16 protein-coding genes are annotated in these 16,349 nt (G+C 40.7%); 7 read left to right on the forward strand and 9 right to left on the reverse strand.

Annotated features, from left to right (window positions below; genetic code table 11):
* Positions 1-29: 29 nt before the first annotated feature.
* Complete coding sequence (locus AC0VXY_RS12060) at positions 30-377, reverse strand: DUF1033 family protein (protein ID WP_435990513.1); 348 nt, start codon at positions 375-377, stop codon at positions 30-32.
* A gap of 161 nt (positions 378-538) precedes the next feature.
* Here AC0VXY_RS12060 and AC0VXY_RS12065 point away from each other — a divergent pair, with 161 nt between their 5' ends.
* The 3 genes from AC0VXY_RS12065 to yidC all read left to right on the forward strand — a co-directional run bounded on the left by AC0VXY_RS12065 (position 539) and on the right by yidC (position 2,292).
* The gene (locus tag AC0VXY_RS12065) at positions 539-994 is read left to right on the forward strand and encodes a cupredoxin domain-containing protein (protein WP_435990512.1); all 456 of its coding nucleotides are present in this window, start codon (positions 539-541) and stop codon (positions 992-994) included.
* Between the two features lie 221 nt (positions 995-1,215).
* The gene (locus tag AC0VXY_RS12070) at positions 1,216-1,497 is read left to right on the forward strand and encodes a hypothetical protein (protein WP_430339427.1); all 282 of its coding nucleotides are present in this window, start codon (positions 1,216-1,218) and stop codon (positions 1,495-1,497) included.
* Positions 1,498-1,530: 33 nt separating this feature from the next.
* Positions 1,531-2,292, forward strand: coding sequence for a membrane protein insertase YidC (gene yidC, locus AC0VXY_RS12075; RefSeq protein ID WP_475525384.1), 762 nt, complete (start codon positions 1,531-1,533; stop codon positions 2,290-2,292).
* A gap of 43 nt (positions 2,293-2,335) precedes the next feature.
* Here the strand turns inward: yidC and AC0VXY_RS12080 are convergent, their stop codons facing one another.
* Positions 2,336-3,511, reverse strand: coding sequence for a D-alanyl-D-alanine carboxypeptidase family protein (locus tag AC0VXY_RS12080; RefSeq protein ID WP_475525385.1), 1,176 nt, complete (start codon positions 3,509-3,511; stop codon positions 2,336-2,338).
* Positions 3,512-3,770: 259 nt separating this feature from the next.
* On the opposite strand from AC0VXY_RS12080, the gene AC0VXY_RS12085 reads away from it, so the two are divergent.
* The 3 genes from AC0VXY_RS12085 to AC0VXY_RS12095 all read left to right on the forward strand — a co-directional run bounded on the left by AC0VXY_RS12085 (position 3,771) and on the right by AC0VXY_RS12095 (position 7,139).
* Entirely contained in the window at positions 3,771-4,400 is a 630-nt protein-coding gene (locus tag AC0VXY_RS12085) for a 5-bromo-4-chloroindolyl phosphate hydrolysis family protein (protein ID WP_475525386.1), read from the forward strand.
* A 14-nt stretch (positions 4,401-4,414) separates the two neighbouring features.
* Entirely contained in the window at positions 4,415-5,557 is a 1,143-nt protein-coding gene (locus AC0VXY_RS12090) for a toxic anion resistance protein (RefSeq protein ID WP_475525387.1), read from the forward strand.
* Between the two features lie 286 nt (positions 5,558-5,843).
* Complete coding sequence (locus tag AC0VXY_RS12095; RefSeq protein WP_475525388.1) at positions 5,844-7,139, forward strand: aldehyde dehydrogenase; 1,296 nt, start codon at positions 5,844-5,846, stop codon at positions 7,137-7,139.
* A gap of 152 nt (positions 7,140-7,291) precedes the next feature.
* On the opposite strand, the gene AC0VXY_RS12100 is transcribed toward AC0VXY_RS12095, so the two are convergent.
* From AC0VXY_RS12100 to AC0VXY_RS12120, 5 genes are all read right to left on the reverse strand, one after another.
* Entirely contained in the window at positions 7,292-8,866 is a 1,575-nt protein-coding gene (locus AC0VXY_RS12100) for a cation:proton antiporter (RefSeq protein ID WP_475525389.1), read from the reverse strand.
* Between the two features lie 503 nt (positions 8,867-9,369).
* Positions 9,370-11,289, reverse strand: coding sequence for a hypothetical protein (locus AC0VXY_RS12105; RefSeq protein WP_475525390.1), 1,920 nt, complete (start codon positions 11,287-11,289; stop codon positions 9,370-9,372).
* A 10-nt stretch (positions 11,290-11,299) separates the two neighbouring features.
* A complete protein-coding gene (locus AC0VXY_RS12110; protein ID WP_475525391.1) occupies positions 11,300-12,181 on the reverse strand; it encodes an ATP-binding protein in 882 nt (293 codons plus the stop codon).
* A 132-nt stretch (positions 12,182-12,313) separates the two neighbouring features.
* Positions 12,314-13,216, reverse strand: coding sequence for a GNAT family N-acetyltransferase (locus tag AC0VXY_RS12115; RefSeq protein WP_475525392.1), 903 nt, complete (start codon positions 13,214-13,216; stop codon positions 12,314-12,316).
* Between the two features lie 129 nt (positions 13,217-13,345).
* Positions 13,346-13,549, reverse strand: a complete 204-nt coding sequence (locus tag AC0VXY_RS12120; protein ID WP_475525393.1) for a DUF6501 family protein — start codon at positions 13,547-13,549, stop codon at positions 13,346-13,348.
* Positions 13,550-13,758: 209 nt separating this feature from the next.
* On the opposite strand from AC0VXY_RS12120, the gene AC0VXY_RS12125 reads away from it, so the two are divergent.
* Complete coding sequence (locus tag AC0VXY_RS12125) at positions 13,759-14,088, forward strand: hypothetical protein (protein WP_435990501.1); 330 nt, start codon at positions 13,759-13,761, stop codon at positions 14,086-14,088.
* Between the two features lie 25 nt (positions 14,089-14,113).
* Here the strand turns inward: AC0VXY_RS12125 and AC0VXY_RS12130 are convergent, their stop codons facing one another.
* Together AC0VXY_RS12130 and AC0VXY_RS12135 are read right to left on the reverse strand one after the other, a co-directional pair.
* On the reverse strand, positions 14,114-14,740 hold the full coding sequence (locus AC0VXY_RS12130) for a DedA family protein (protein WP_475525394.1): 627 nt from the start codon (positions 14,738-14,740) through the stop codon (positions 14,114-14,116).
* 117 nt (positions 14,741-14,857) lie between these two features.
* Positions 14,858-15,736: a gamma-glutamylcyclotransferase family protein gene (locus AC0VXY_RS12135; RefSeq protein WP_475525395.1), complete on the reverse strand. Its 879-nt coding sequence runs from the start codon at positions 15,734-15,736 to the stop codon at positions 14,858-14,860.
* Positions 15,737-16,349: the final 613 nt, after the last annotated feature.

Genomic DNA, 16,349 nt, shown 5'->3' on the forward strand with positions numbered 1-16,349 from the left:
GGGAACAGGTCTATCCATATTGGATAGACCTATTGTTCCATTCTATTGGAGATTTCCGTGATGATCGAGTCATCCTTGATCTCCATAGGCTGATCGTTCTCAAAGATGACCAATCCGTAATAGACCTGCAGATCATCATCACAGGCTTCACAAAAATACACTTCTTTCGGATCCCAAAATGCTATGGAGTGAAATTTCTTCGTTTTTGCCTTTGGATAACGTTCACTGAATCGTTTCATTTCCGTTAGAAATGTATCCATAGCTTCATCTCTGCTATCAAACGTCCAATCACTTCTGATATCCTTTTCCCAGCCTTCAAAAAACCACCATGGCTCTGCATCACTTTTGGTCGTTATAACTCTCCATGTAGTATCCAATGCTTCACCCTCCTTGCTACCATGTCCAAATTGTACATAAAATGGACCAGAAAGAAAAATATTTAACTTATCCCTCCTATAAAATTATTGACAAGTTCCCTACAGTACAAGCATAGGTTTAATAGAAAAGTACTCTGCTGTCTGATGAGGAGGGAAATCATATGAAGTTCATTGTATTAAAGAAAGGTTCCATCATTGCCATTTTAGTGACAATCCTGGTGATTACAGTCGGTACGATTTGGTCGTTATCTTCAAAAAACTCATACCCGACAGTTTCACTATCGGAGAAAACGGGAGAAAAACAAGTCATTCAGCTTGTGACAGGCGAGTTCAAATCGAAAACAGCCGACGGCAAGGAAATCGAAGCATATCGGTGGGACCCTGGAACAATTGTCGTGGAAAAAGGCAGAGAGGTCGAACTGCGCATTTACGGAGTAAACGGCATGGAACACCCTTTTTACATCGAGGGCACGGATGTTAAAGGTACTGTGAAAAAAGGGAAAGAGACCGTGGTAGATGTAACCTTTTCAAAGGAAGGAACATACAGGCTTATTTGTAAAATGCATGAAACCATCGAGAATAATGGTCCGATGATTGCTTATATCGTTGTCGATTAGCGCAATATTATAGAAATGAGAGGTCTCTAAAGTGGTTTGCCACATAGAGACCTTTTTAACATGCTCTCAAAGTAATCTTTTTCACTGAAACTACTTGTTCACAATATCGTATAAAGAATTACCATGGATTCTAACCGCATTTCGCAGTATACTGTAAAGGTGATAAAATGATCATTCATTTATTATTGATGCAACTAGAATAGGAAAAGGAGTCTTCTCCATTGACATTCATTATTGTACAAGACTTATTGGATTTTTACTTAAGTCCTTTGCATGTCAGTATCGTATTTTTATTCATATTGGCATTGATCTGGGATCGGTGTCCATCACCATTCCATCTCTATACACAATATTATGATAAAAAACTGGAAGGAAACAACCTCATTGTCAGGCAGGTCGCAGAAAATGAGGCCTTACCTGTCAGGGTCTGGTTTACGACTTGTATGAAGTTTCAATTCTATCATACTGATAATGATGAAGAATCCTCTTCTGTATATATGTAAAAGAAAAGCATATAAATAGAGGAGGAAAAAACATTGAAGAAATTTTTATTCATTTTCGTTTTACTAATATTCGCATTGACTGGATGCCAGTCTGCCACCACTGATGGAGCATTCTTTCATGATTATCTTGTCAATCCATTTTCATTTCTCATTCATGAAATAGGAACCTTTCTTGGCGGGAATTTTGGCGTGGCCATTATCGTGATCACCCTTCTTATTCGACTTGTTCTTCTGCCTTTTATGCTTAAAACGTATAAGAATCAACAGGATATGAAAGGGAAAATGGCCTTGATCAAACCTGAGATGTCTGCGATTCAGAAAAAAATCAAAGAAACGAAGGATAAAGAAGACCAGAAAAAGCTTCAGCAGGAATTAATGATGCTCTATCAAAAAAACGGTGTAAATCCTCTCAACATGGGATGTTTGCCTTTATTGATCCAGACGCCCATCCTGATTGGACTCTATTATGCGATCCGCTCATCTTCAGAAATTGCCAGTCACTCTTTCCTATGGTTCAACCTTGGACAACCGGACCATATCATGGCGATTATTGCCGGGGTTGTGTACCTGGCCCAATCACGCGTTTCCTTGATGAACATCCCTGCAGAGCAGCAGGCACAGATGAAAATAATGGGGCTTCTGTCCCCGGTCATGATCTTCATCTTCTCACTGAACGCACCTGCTGCACTTCCATTATATTGGACGGTCGGAGGCGCATTCCTCATCTTGCAGACCCTGATCGGCAAGACCCTTTACCATCAGCAACCAGCATTAGAAAAACAGGAAAGTCAATAACAAAAGGGAGCCGGCCGGCTCCCTTTTGTACTATATTCAACCCTTACTTATTGAAAGACCCTGACAGAAACACGGTCGTCCCTGCAATGAATAGAAGGGCCATGTAAATGATAAATGGGTAAAATAAAAGTTTCCCGCTCCACTCCTTCCCGAATAACAGCCCCTTGTGCTCACTCGAAGCAACTGCTTCGGTGTGGGTTACGGGTGTTCCTTTCACCGGTGTCAAAGTGGTTGACAGCATTTCTTCATGATCCTGGTTATAAAGGGTCAACTCCCCACTTGGGGCAAGTTTCTGTGTGATCTTCCCGTTTACAGGCTGGGTAAATGGAATATCCTTTTTCAAATCATAAGAAGTGCCGTCCAATTGAAAGACGGTCTCCTTAGGGATATAATTCCTTTCAAACTGATTCAACCCATAATCAAGCAGTTTCTTCGTATCCGAATAAATGGCTCTTTTGGACTGTGCTTTCATCGTAACCACCACGAGCGAGAGTTTATCATTTTCTGCTGACGTCACCAGGGTGTGACGGGATTCGTCTATAAACCCATTCTTACCTCCCGTCACTTCAGGATAGGGAATTTCCCCCTTCACCATCTTGTGATGATTATAAAGCGTGGTACTCCATCCTTCAGCCTTCCAGTCCAGGGAGTCTATATCAAACAACTTCCTAAACTGTTCATTCTGTAACGCATAGCTTGTAATTTCAGCCATATCATAGGCGGTTGTATAATGATTTTCCCCATAAAGTCCATGAGGATTTTCAAAATGTGTATCCCGGACCCCCACCTCCTCCTTAAGAAAGAGATTCAATTTATCGACAAACTGTTCTACAGAACCTTCTGTATGTTCAGCGATGGCAACGGCGGCATCATTCCCGGAGTTCACCATCAGTCCTTGAAGCAGCTGCTCCATGGACAGCGTTTCACCGGCAGCTAAATAAACAGTAGAACCCTCGGTACGGCTTGCCTTCTCACTGATTTCCACCTGGTCACCGAGATTGCTATGCTGAATCGCATAAATCGCTGTGGCAATTTTTGTAATACTTGCAGGGTTCATTCGTTTGGTACCATTTTTAGAGTATAGGATGCTTCCGGTTTTTGAATCTATTATAATAGCCGAATCACTATAAATATTTCCTGGTTTTTTTACTGCATTTTGTTGAGCTGAAACACTTGGGGTAATGAAGCAAAGTAAGATCAGCACAATAACCTTTTTCATATATCCACACACCTGTCTTGTCATTGGTCTCACTTACCCATTCTACCAAAAATGGATTTCCTATAATCATTCAATATAAAAATGTTAAGAAATTGAAAGAATGATGCTAATTCCTTACATATTTCCCCGATTTTTCTTCCACCACTGATACTTTATTTCCATTTTCCCTCCGTTTCCACTAAAATGAGAGTATGAATATGAAACCTTTTACACGACGAAACGTAAGTATGATAAGCATCTTTATTAAGGGGTAGATGAAATGAACACATTTCTGCAATTTTTATTAAGGACGGTCATCTCTTTCAGTGTTGGGACCAGCAGTTTTATCGCTTACTTACTCCTCTTTGACATGGGATTTCCTCTTACACTCTTATCGGGTGTAGGTACGGGGGGACTCTTTTTCATGATCGTTAAGATTCTTCAAAAAAAATGGTGGTTGAATAAAAATGGTCTTTCCGGACAGGAATTTCGATATATAAACAGAAATTTAAAAGAAGCGAAAGAAAAGGTAAAACGGCTGCAACGTCAGCAGTTAAGGGTAAGATCGCTCGGAGCTTTTAAGCAGATCCTTGAGATCAACCGATTAAGCAGAAGAATTTATCACCTTGTAAGAAAAGAGCCCAAGAGATTTTTTTCAGCTGAGTCCTTCTTCTTCTACCATTTAGACTCTGTCGTTGAAATTACGGAGAAGTATACGTTCCTGGCTTCCCAGCCTGGTAAAAATAAAGAAACCTTCCTGTCTCTCCAGCAAACCCGTACGACACTGGATGATTTAACAGGTTCCTTGGAAAATGATTTACAGAAAGTGTTGGCAGATGACATGGATCACCTGCAATTTGAACTTAATTTCGCCAATCAGCACTTAACACACAAAAAAGATCTCAAATAAATGTCGGAGGTTTTATGATGGAACAACGAAATGAACAATCAGAATTGGATCTATTGCTTTCAAACCCGTTCGGGGAAGAAATGCCTGCTGTGAACGAACAAACAAAGTCTCCCCTGTTACTTGACCGTTTGCCTAAAGAACAGCAGGAAAAAGCCAAACAATTAGCAGAACAAATCGACTACAAGGACTATGAAGCCATCCTTAAATATGGAACAGCAGCCCAAACTCAATTATCGTCATTCTCCCATTCAATGTTAGATCATGTGCAAAAACGGGATATCGGCCCGATCGGTGACGTGTTAGGCGATTTAATGAAAAAGCTCGAGCAAATGAATCCCGATGAGCTTAACACGAAGCAGAAAGGCGTATTTAAAAAGCTCTTCCGGAAAGTTTCATCTTCTTTACAGGAAGTGCTTTCTAAATACCAAAAAATCGGATCTCAGATTGATCGGATTTCAGTCAGACTCGAGCATTCGAAAAAGACCTTGCTCGATGATAACCGATTATTGGAAACCTTATATGAAAAAAATAAAGACTACTTTCAAGCCCTTAATATGTATATTGCCGCTGCTGAAATCAAACGGGAAGAAATCCAGCACAATCTCCTTCCTTCTTTGCGTAAGAAAGCAGAAGAAACCGATGATGAGCTGATCTACCAGGAAGTCAATGATACCATGCAGTTCCTTGATCGATTGGATAAACGAATTCATGATTTGAAACTGAGCAGGCAAATGACGATTCAATCCGCCCCTCAAATCCGTTTGATACAAAATACGAATCAGGCATTGGCAGAAAAAATTCAAGCTTCTGTCCTAACTGCGATTCCTCTTTGGAAGAATCAAATTGCCATCGCTCTTACCCTTCTGAATCAACAGAAGGCTGTAGCCGCTCAAAAGCAGGTATCACGCACGACGAACGAGCTGCTATTAAAGAATTCCGAGATGCTCAAAACAAACAGCATCGAGACCGCTAAAGAAAACGAACGGGGAATTATAGATATCGACACCCTGAAGAAAACCCAGGAAAACCTGATCTCCACGATAGAAGAAACTTTGGCCATCCAGGCAGAAGGCAGACAAAAGCGACAACAGGCCGAACAGGAAATGGTCACAATGGAAAATGATCTAAAACAAAAACTCATCGAAATCAGAAAGTAAAGAGAGTAATAAAATATGAGCTCTGGCCATTCCTGCGAATCTTATGGCGGAATGGCCATTTGATTTTATACCCACATTTACTTTCTCCCTCATTCGATTCCTAAATCATATGTCTTGCATATCCGATTTGATTATACTATCATTCTCCACATGCAAATAATTGATACCTCAATAAATTGCACACAATTTTATTGAAGCACAAGAAATAGTTCCCAAGAGTACCTGCGGGACAAAACGGGAAAAGCATAAGTGTTACCTGTCATCAAAAAGAAGAGGAGTTTTTACTATGGAAAACTATCAAGAACTTATCAATAAACAGCAATCATTTTTTCGTACCGGTATGACAAAGGATATCAACTTCAGGATAGAAGCTTTGACAAAGTTAAAGGATCTTATCCAAACGCATGAAAACGACATCATAAATGCTGTAAAGAAAGATTTGAATAAACCGGAAATAGAAGCTAAGCGAGCAGAAATCGGCCTTGTCCTTAGTGAGATTGACTTTACCTTAGAGAATCTTACTGGATGGGCATCACCTGAAAAAGTTCATACACCTGATACACATCGAGGGGCAAAGAGCTTCATTTATCCAGAGCCCTATGGATCGATCCTTGTCATCGCCCCTTGGAATTATCCATTCCAACTTGCCGTGGCACCACTTGTTGGAGCGATCGCTGCCGGCAATACCGCTGTCCTGAAACCATCGGAGTTGACCCCGAACACTTCAAGACTGCTTGCAGGCATGATCAATGATCACTTCCAGGAAGAGTATCTCCATGTCGTTGAAGGAGAAGTTGAGACAAGCACTGCATTGCTTGAGGAAAATTTCGATTACATTTTCTTCACAGGAAGCACTGGTGTCGGGAAAATCGTAGCAGAAGCTGCAGCCAAGCATTTAACACCAGTCACCCTTGAACTTGGTGGTAAAAGTCCGACGATTGTACATTCGGATGCGGACATTGATGAAGCGGCGAAACGAATTGCAAGAGGAAAATTTGCAAATGCGGGTCAAACATGTGTCGCTCCGGATTATGTTCTCGTCCATCGCGACGTAAAGAACGAGCTGTTGGAGAAAATGAAAGGAGCCATCCAAGCTAGTTACGGGGAGAAGATCATTCATAACCCAGACTTTGGCCATATTGTTAGCGAAAGGCATTTTGATCGCCTGAAAAGCTTTCTGGACAATGGAACCATTGTTACCGGTGGAGATTCAGACCGTCATAATCTCGTCATTGAACCAACGATTCTAGATTCTATTTCATGGGAAGATCCCATCATGCAGGATGAAATTTTCGGACCGATCCTCCCGATCATTGAATATGAAGACACTTCTGAAGTGATTGATCAAATTAAGAAGCGTCCGAAGCCGTTGGCACTTTATCTATTCTCTGAAAATGAACCCCTCCAGGATGAAATATTGACGAATATCTCATTTGGAGGTGGCGCTATCAATGATACAATTAATCACATGACATCTCACTATCTTCCTTTCGGTGGAGTTGGCGCAAGCGGAATGGGTGCGTATCATGGCAAAGCAAGTTTCGATACATTCTCCCATTTCAAGAGTATCTTGAAACGCTAGAATTTAACATGATCATGTTACCTTTATCATTATGATTTACCTTGATAAGACAAGAATTTCATTCTTTCGATGGGTAAAACAGGACCAAGGGCCCTTCATATATGAAGGGCCCTTGGTCCATTACTACTGATTCTTCATCAACATTACTTCATTCATTTCTCCTCGTTGTGCACGATGCTGTCCGTTATGCTGTCATATTCATTCTCTGCAATAGCACTGCTGATGATTTCTTCTTTTTCTAGCTTTGCAACTGCCTCATATTCTGCATACATGGCGTGCTTCCTGAGGGTGGCGAGCTGGTTTTCTTTTAGTACCGGGTTGCGGTCAAATAAGTCATCCAATTGTGCTTTGAGCATATCAATTCTTTTTTGGTATGTATCAATGAGCTCCTTCGAAATTGGGTCTGTAATATAGAGCTTTTGTTTCACACGATGAATTTCTGATATTGCCGTTTCATAACGATGAAGCTGACTAAGTAATTTCTCGAATTCCTCATGACCTTCTTCTTTTGGCTTAATGCCCAGTACATTGATTAACGGTTTGATGGTAAGTCCCTGGACAACCAGACTGAATAATACAACACTAAAGCCGAGAATCAACACGTCCTCCCTGCCTGGGAAGTCCCGTGGCAGACTCAGTACAAGAGCAATCGAGAGAGATCCTTTCAAACCTCCCCAATTCAATATGTGCTTCCACATATGCGGAAAGTTTCCGATAAGGGACAAGCTTGTATAAACGGCTATACTCCTTGCCACTAATACGATAAGTATGGCTGCGAATATGTATGGCCACTTCTCGAGAAGGTCGATCCTTGTTATCTCGAGGCCGACCATTAGGAAAACCAGAGAATTCGCAAGTAATGCAGCAACATCCCAAAAACTGTTGATATTCAATTTGGTAGTGGGACTCATCCCGATCTTCCCGCCGAAATTCCCAAATATCAGTGCTGCAATGACCACGGCGATGACCCCTGAAGCATGAACACTTTCCGCCAGTAGGAAGGAACCGTAAAATAGGATGACACTAAAAATGATTTCAAGGGGATAGTCATCGTAGTACTTCGTTAATATTGAAAAGGCATACCCCAGGGAACCACCTATGATCACCCCTAATGAGACCACTCTGATGAACTCCCACAATCCACTTCCAAGACCCGCCCATCCGGCATCGATATATGATACAAGATAAAAGGCGGAAATATTGAATAATACAACAGCTAAACCATCATTGAATAGGCTTTCACCTTCAATCACAACGGCCAATCTCTTCTTAACGCCCACACTCTTGAATATGCTTAATACACTGACAGGATCTGTTGCACTCATCAGGGCTCCAAACACAAAAGCTGCCTGAATAGAGAAATCAAAGAAATAATACGCTGAAAAACCGATGATTAAAAATGATATCAGCGTGCCTCCGAAAGCCAAAGCGATGATCGGTTCTTTATTAGCCCTTAGATGGGAATAGGGAAGCTTCAATGCCGCTTCTCCCAATAGAGCAGGTAAAAAAAGGGTAATTATGACGAAATTAAAGATTTCTCCTTCGGTAATGAAGGCTTTAAGCGGCTCCAAAACAGGTATATTGAATAAACCGATCAGCGCCCCAACAATCACGAGAGCAATCGGATAAGGTTGCTTGAGTTTTTTGGAAATCGCCGTAATACCGGCTGCGATCATGACTAATATAAGACCCAGTTCGAAAATATGATGCATATCCAACTCATCCATATCTGTCCCTTCCTCCCTTGTACACTACTTTCTTCTTCCCTATCATGTTTATTTACTAACCTACCCTTTTGTATAAAAAAAGACTCATCTTCCCAACACATCATAACAGTTAAACGACTCTCATCTTCCTTTAGTATACAGAAATTTCCTTGGAGATTAAAATCTATCCCATTCATTGAATCATTTAAACCAGGATAATGGATTTCAAGGAAGGGGAAGAAAAGAAACTGGGACAAAAGTGTTAAGTGAAAAAAATCCGAACGATCATCGAAATTCACTTTTGAATTCGAAATCGTTCGGATTTATCATTTAACTGTTTACGTAAGTACTGTTGCTTTTGGATGTAGTGATTAGTGGTTGATTTCTGCTCCAGTTGCTCGCCTTCCGCCCGAGGAAAGCGAAGTCTTGCACGGAAATCAAAAGCGATGTAACAAGTGATCCCTAATTTTTTGATTTTTCGTCTTTAAAGGAAATGGATTTATGCCCCGACCTCTTTTAAACATTTATATACTCTTGTACAGGAGCTTTCTGAGTAATGGGAATAATACTTCCGGGAGTTCTTCCACATTTGAAACAAGGATACTGTAATTCCCATAAATATTTTGTATGGTTTTTCTTTGGGACTCATCGATTTCACCGTTTGACAAAAACACGTTGATGACTTCGATTCCCTTTTTCCTTGCATCCAATACTGCTTCGTGAGTATCGACAATTCCATTCTGTTCGTACTCCATGGCTGCAGGCTCACCATCTGAAAAAACAAGAAGGAATTTTTGTTTTTCATTCCGCATCAGAATTCTTTCTGTCATCAAACGAATGGCAAAACCATCCCGATTGTCCTCTTCCGGTTGAAGCTGCATGATTTCAGAACCACTGCCTGGTTTCAGAGAGGTATGGAAATCCAACACAGGGTTTAAGTAATTCGGCTGACTGGTTTTGGTCGCACGATTCGTATCTTCCCAGAAGCCGATGACTTCATGTGGTACCCTGACTGATTTTAAGGATTCATGAAACAACGTTATACCTAGCTTCGTTTGATCCATTTTGTCAAACATGGAGCCTGAACAATCGACCAGTAGAGAAAACACTGCATCTATCTCTGAGGAAGGATTCTGCTTTTTGTAAAAAAGTCTTGGATTATCATCGGTTATGAACCGTAATAACTTGTTATTCAATCTGCCGAAATGCAGATCGCTGCGCGGCTGTATACGCTTATGTTCCAGTGTTTTCTCAATCATCTTCTGAAGCTTTTTTTGAAATGGAGCAATCATTCCTTTGTTCTGATTATACTCAAGCTTTTCTTCAGAAGTGGGAACAGACGGTGTAAGAAAGTGAGGTACTGCGAAGCGATTGTCCTTTCCATACTCACTTTCTCCCCCTCCTGACTCTTCCCTCTCCTGCTCCTCGGCTTTCACATTATGGTACTGCTCCCTTTCTGTCTCCTGCATAGAGCCTTGAACCATTGCCAATGCCTGATCAGCATCATCTCCTTCACGGACACCTTCTCCCATCAGGTCGGATTGAGAACCTTGATCCAGATCGAACTGCAGGAAGGATTCCCCTTTGTCACTTGTTTCCCTGTGCCAAGTACGGAATTCTTCATCCAGGATTTCTTCTTCCCCTGTGCTTTCTTCTTCCAGCACATCATGATTCTCTAGAGGGTCTTTCCTTTTTAAATCATCAAATGTTTCACCGTATGTTTCTTCTATCTCATACACGTCCACTGGCAGATGGAAGTATTCATTCAACATATCTTTTTGAACAATTTCATCCACAACCTCTACAATCTCCAAAGCTACCTTTACGACATCCTTTGTCTGACGGGTTTCATAAAATCGGGTAATCTGGCCATGAATGAACGGCATGGCCAGGTCAATATCCTCATTAATCTTCACCGGTTGTTCCAAGGGGGATTGGGCGTGTAGAAGGAGGTAAATCGAATTGAACAGAGCATCGGTGAACACGCTTTTCGTCAGATTCACTTTAAGCTGGGCCTCAAAGTGTTGACGGTATAATGTTCTTCTGGTGTCAAATGATTTCTTGGTGCCCGGGCGTTTGGATTTGCAAATTTCCTCTAATCGTATCTCTTCCCCGATGACAAACAATTGCTTTGCAAATCGTGGGACCGAAGTGGTTTTTACTTTTTCAATGTATGTTATCACATCTTCTATGACCGTTTCATGGAGATTACCGATGGTCCTCAAGTAGATATCACTTTTCAACCCATGGACTTCGTCATCTCTTTTTCGATGATCCCAGAAATGACTGACATAGACCGTTTCCTCTTTATAGTCCAAATAAGAAAACGGACCATATTTCAGGTTCATATCCCCATTCTTAGACAGTGTCTTAGTAAGATCCGCCATTTCCATCACTAAAAATGAATCAATGTTTTCATCATTAAATTGAATAAATCGGTGCATTACAAATCCCTCATTCAAATAAGGTTTCTGCTATATTCAGAATAGCCGCTTTCTCACGTTCATCTTCAAGCTTATCAACAATTCCCCTCTGTATCGCACGCTTGGCAGGGAGATACAAAGCCAAGTCACAGGCATCAAGGAGAGCACGTATGGAAGCTGCTTCCTCTGAAATTTGTCCATTTTTTACCTGGATCAGTAAATCCGAAGACAAGTCTACAAATTGGCCGATGAGCTTGTCATCCGTAAGCCTACTTTGACTTTCAATGACACTCTTCAGCGTTTCTCCTTCAATATAAGGTACGTCTATGACAACAAAACGATTTTTAAGGGCCTCATTTAACGGAACCGTACCTACATACCCTTCATTAATGGCTGCTATAACACCAAATGAGGGAGCAGCTTTCACGACTTCACCTGTAAAAGGGTTCGTAATGCTTCTTCTATAATCCAACACACCGTTTAAAATCGGCAATGTTTCAGGTTTGGCCATATTGATTTCATCGATATAGAGCAGGTGACCATTTTTCATTGCTTGAATCACAGGTCCTTCAATGAAATCGATGGTATTTTTCCCATCCCTTTCGCTGATCGTTTTATATCCTAATAATGCTTCTGCATCGAGATCAACCGAGCAGTTGATACTATGCATCGGCTGAGAGAATATCGATGATAATGTATCGGACAGCTTTGTTTTTCCTGATCCCGTTGGTCCTTTAAGGAGAAGGTTTTTTCCAATGGAAAGGGAGATGATGCTGTCTTCGATGATATAATTTTCACTGGCCGTATATCCCCCTTCCCTGATCAATGAAGGGTTCTCAGTACGAGCGAAAGCTTGTTTTCTTTCATTTATTATACGAGTGACCGATTCCGGTAGTCGTCTTTCCAAATTCATGCTTTGACATCCTTTCCAATTCACATACTAGTCATTCTACATGTAATAGCGCTTACACTGCAAAGGGTCTGCACAAATTTATTTTTTTAGCAGGTCAAGAAAAAAACACCCATTTCCGGGTGTGGTAAGCTTTTATACGTTCAGATCATATCGGGTGAATCCCCTATAGACATACATGCCGGCTTTTTGATAGACAATGGTGGCATCGGTGTAGCTGTCACTGTCTACGGATAGTGCTGCTGATTTCATCCCACGTTCTTTTAGCTTGCCAAATGCGTAATAAAGTAAATGATGGGCAAGTCCCATGCGACGCAAGTTTCTCTTGATACCCAGATGAGAGACCTCCCCCATCCTGGTCTCTTCATTGACAGAACAAAGGATAAATCCTATGAGATTGTCTCCTTCTTTTAATAGATACCAAAGAGTAGGATCGAAAGAAGGGCGAAGAAAACGCTTCTTGAATTCATCCAATTCAGTCGGGTGATAATCAAAATGATCCGAAAAAACCTCTTCAAAAAGTTCATGAAGACAATGAGTTTCAGTATCGGGATTGAAAATTGTAATTTGATAAGAAGAAGGAATGGAGGTAATCGTCAAATCTTCAAGATCCTTTTTCATCTGAAACCAAAATCGGGTTGCAGTAAACCCACATTGTTCGAAAGTCTTTTTCTCTACTTCAAGATTTGCGGATAGGATGATCGTCTTGTTTTCGCTTTTCATTTTTTTTTCGATAGCGGATGATACTAATTCTTTTACCATCTCCTTTATGTAGTGACCCATATGTTCATTTGGGTTAGCAAGAATTAAAGAGGGCAGGCGATGATCTTTTTCAGTCAAAATGGAAAGGGCAGCTAATTCCCCATTATGCCAAAGACCTATCCGATCCGTTTCTGGAATCGATTCAACCATCTCATGTATTTCTTCTTCGCTGGTTTGCCTTTCTCCAAATGCCTTTAGTTCATAGTTCATAAATAGTTCTTTCAGTGATGACATGTCCTGTAGAGTTACCACCCGTTTACTAAATGATTGCTGCATTTGCCGTCTCCCCATCCATCCCAATTTTCAAGCACGTTGAACAATGCATTACTAATATGAAGATTACGAATAAATTAACATGAAAAAAGCTGATTTCTTCCGTACAGGAAAAAATCAGCTGGAAGATGTTTAGACCTCTTCGAAGTATTCTTTGTAGAATCCTCCCATTTTGCCACTTTCATCAATGAGGAAGTAGTATTCTTCTGATTCGTTTTTCACTTCGTATTCTTTTCCAACTGTAAGGACATTCGCAACTGTATATTTCTTCGCGTCCGTATGTACACACTTTATCTTTTTATTCGAATGTTTCTCCGTCCAAGTTTTATGGATCAAGTCGATAACCTCCTTTTCAATAGAACTATGCTACTAGTATATTCTTACAGGCGCATTAGTTCAACTACTATCTAAATCAGAAAACGACTGAACCGGTATCAGGCACTCGTTTGATAGTTTTTTGTCGACTTTTTATGGATTTTGTCACACCCAGCAACTGTTATATGGTATATTATAGGAGATAATATATTGGGAGAGGTTCGATATTCGTGAAAAAAGGATTAATCAGAATAGGGATGGTTTTCCCCATCCTTCTGTTTTTTTATATGAGTACCCACCGGCCGAATGAAGAACAGTTTTACTCTTGGCTTTTAAATGAATATGATATCGAATGCCATGCTTCGATAACTTGCACCAAAAAAGTGGAGGGGAATTCATATACAACGCTGATCGAAACCGGATCAAATATTAAGAATGGGTACTTGCTGTTTAACACAATCGGGAAGACCTATGAGGATGAGAATGGTTCCAGAACCACGGTTAAGGCGATAGGAGTATTCGGTAAGTATTTCACGATTATAATAGATGAACAAGGCTGATGGAAATACTTCCATCCGTCTTTTTTTATTTCCGATACCTTACTTTTTTCCACTTTGTTGTATTGGTGCTTTTTTTCATGGTGAAGAAGAGTCCGTAAATAATCAGTGCAATCAATAGGATGACAAAAACAATCCCCGCTTTTACGCTCACTTCCTCTAACAGTGCTTGAAAGCTCTTAGGGAAGTAACGGCCAATCTGAAAATAGATGATTCCCCATACGAAAGCTGATGGAAGGGCATAAAGAAGATATTTCATGAGGGAGATCCCTCTGGTTGTACCTGCAATATATGGCATGAATAACCGGACACCTGGTATAAAATAGCTGAACGAAATCGCCAATGGACCATATTTATTCAGCCAAACTTCTCCATTTTCAATGAGTTTCTTGGATTTGTTTCCATTCCTCATCCGGGATGTTAACTTAGTACCAAGATACCTTCCATTCATGAAGGCAAAGATTCCATAGGAGATCAATCCACTATACATAAAGAAAAAAGAGGTGTACGGATTAAAATGTCTCCATTCAGAAAGATATCCGGCTAATGCGGCAGCCAGTTCGTTTGGTACCGGTAAACCCACAAACACGACCCAACTAAATAGGAACATGGCAATATAACCAAATTGATCAACCAAATGAAGTAAAAAGTCCATCACACACCTCTTTTCACACACTACAATTTGTGTATCCCCAGGGACCCAGCTGGTCACTTATTAATACCGAAGCTGATTTAGATGAAAAGCACTACTGATTCATGAAGCGTCCGCACCTTAAATTGACTCCAGGAGATTCTCCACTTGTTCTTTCGTCATACCGATTTCCATTAACTGTTTTTGTAGTTTTTCATGGTATGACTGACTTACATGTGGACGGCTGCCCCTGAGGATTTCCCTGGCGTAATGATCGGGGGGACACGTTTCATCATATTTTACCTTTACAATAAAGGTCAGTACATCATTATGCGGTTTGCCGTCAATCAGTAGGTCTATGAATGCCGCTCTGTACCAACCCGGGGTGACCCCCTCCCTGGTAAACAGGTACTCTACTGCCTCTTTAGGGAGATCATATACAATCCCTTCCATCGTTCCTCCATCTTCTATGATATCTCCACGGCCTCCATCATGTACCTGAAAGAGATACTTCATTGTATACCCTTTCAACAGCCCTGCTCCAAGGCAATTCTTGAAATGATGATCGACCTGAGCTTTTTTAAATCGATCATCATCCATACATGATCCGTATGCGAAATATAGGGTTCTTTCAGGTTTCCCCTTAAGAAATTGATGGACCTTCCAATCTCCTGAAGGAATTTCTTGTTGAAATAATGCTTTATGTTCGGAATAAAAGACAAATGCTTCCCGGGTTCCGGTGTCTGTTTCAACTTCCTTAAGCTTTCGGATAAATAGGTTCTCCTCACGATCTTCCAGGAAATCCTCAAGTTCATCGATCTCCAATAAGATGTTGGAGTCGATCTTATATAATTCTCCATAGACCGTTCCATTACCTTCTTTAAGGGCTGGGTAGCCTCTATTCGTTTCATATAGAAGTCCTTCTACCCAGGCTTGTTCCCGCACCAATGAAGCATCCTTTAATAAAGAATGATTACTCTCATGTCTTCTTAACGTACCATAGACAAAAACGTACACCATGTTACCCCTTCCCTTTGTTAACACAACTTTGTTATAGTTAATCATTCAAACTAGCTTTCTTATATTTTATCAAATGAGCTTTGATATTTCAGTATACGCTACATTCATTATACGAAAAATCATTAAAAAAGGACGCAGCTGTGACAAAAGTGTTTAGTTAAAAAGAAAATCCGAACGATCATTCGAAATTCTTTTTTGAAAATCGAGATCGTTCGGATTCATTATTTGGTTGTTTACGTACATGTTTATGCTTTGGATGTAGTGAGTAGTGGTTGGTTTCCGTTCCAGGTGCTCGCTTTCCGCGGGGCGTGAGTTGAGCCTCCTCGGGCTTTTGCCCTGTGGGGTCTCAACTTTCCCGCAATTCTCGCAGGAGTCGAGCACCTTCTACTCCAATCAACTTTCAAAGCGTAAGGTTCACACTATAACTGCTATATCATTACATACACTAACTCTTATTTTATTAGTTTCAGAGACGTATCAGTTAATCATACAAATACTATTTCTTACCTAATGTAAATGAACCATACTGCTCTGATATACCGGGGCTTATATTATTCTTTCAAAAGCACTCAATGTATATAGCAGGTTCAAGCTGTTGAATGGAGTGCAAGAC

It is taken from the genome of Rossellomorea sp. QJM3NY_18, from assembly GCF_056173145.1.

Bases quoted from the DNA above. Each gene is read 5' to 3' on its own strand.
- AC0VXY_RS12065 (WP_435990512.1), top strand. From the start codon at position 539: ATGAAGTTCATTGTATTAAAGAAAGGTTCCATCATTGCCATTTTAGTG.
- AC0VXY_RS12080 (WP_475525385.1), bottom strand. From the start codon at position 3,511: ATGAAAAAGGTTATTGTGCTGATCTTACTTTGCTTCATTACCCCAAGT.
- AC0VXY_RS12085 (WP_475525386.1), top strand. From the start codon at position 3,771: ATGAACACATTTCTGCAATTTTTATTAAGGACGGTCATCTCTTTCAGT.
- AC0VXY_RS12090 (WP_475525387.1), top strand. From the start codon at position 4,415: ATGATGGAACAACGAAATGAACAATCAGAATTGGATCTATTGCTTTCA.
- AC0VXY_RS12095 (WP_475525388.1), top strand. From the start codon at position 5,844: ATGGAAAACTATCAAGAACTTATCAATAAACAGCAATCATTTTTTCGT.
- AC0VXY_RS12100 (WP_475525389.1), bottom strand. From the start codon at position 8,866: ATGGATGAGTTGGATATGCATCATATTTTCGAACTGGGTCTTATATTA.
- AC0VXY_RS12105 (WP_475525390.1), bottom strand. From the start codon at position 11,289: ATGCACCGATTTATTCAATTTAATGATGAAAACATTGATTCATTTTTA.
- AC0VXY_RS12110 (WP_475525391.1), bottom strand. From the start codon at position 12,181: ATGAATTTGGAAAGACGACTACCGGAATCGGTCACTCGTATAATAAAT.
- AC0VXY_RS12115 (WP_475525392.1), bottom strand. From the start codon at position 13,216: ATGCAGCAATCATTTAGTAAACGGGTGGTAACTCTACAGGACATGTCA.
- AC0VXY_RS12130 (WP_475525394.1), bottom strand. From the start codon at position 14,740: ATGGACTTTTTACTTCATTTGGTTGATCAATTTGGTTATATTGCCATG.
- AC0VXY_RS12135 (WP_475525395.1), bottom strand. From the start codon at position 15,736: ATGGTGTACGTTTTTGTCTATGGTACGTTAAGAAGACATGAGAGTAAT.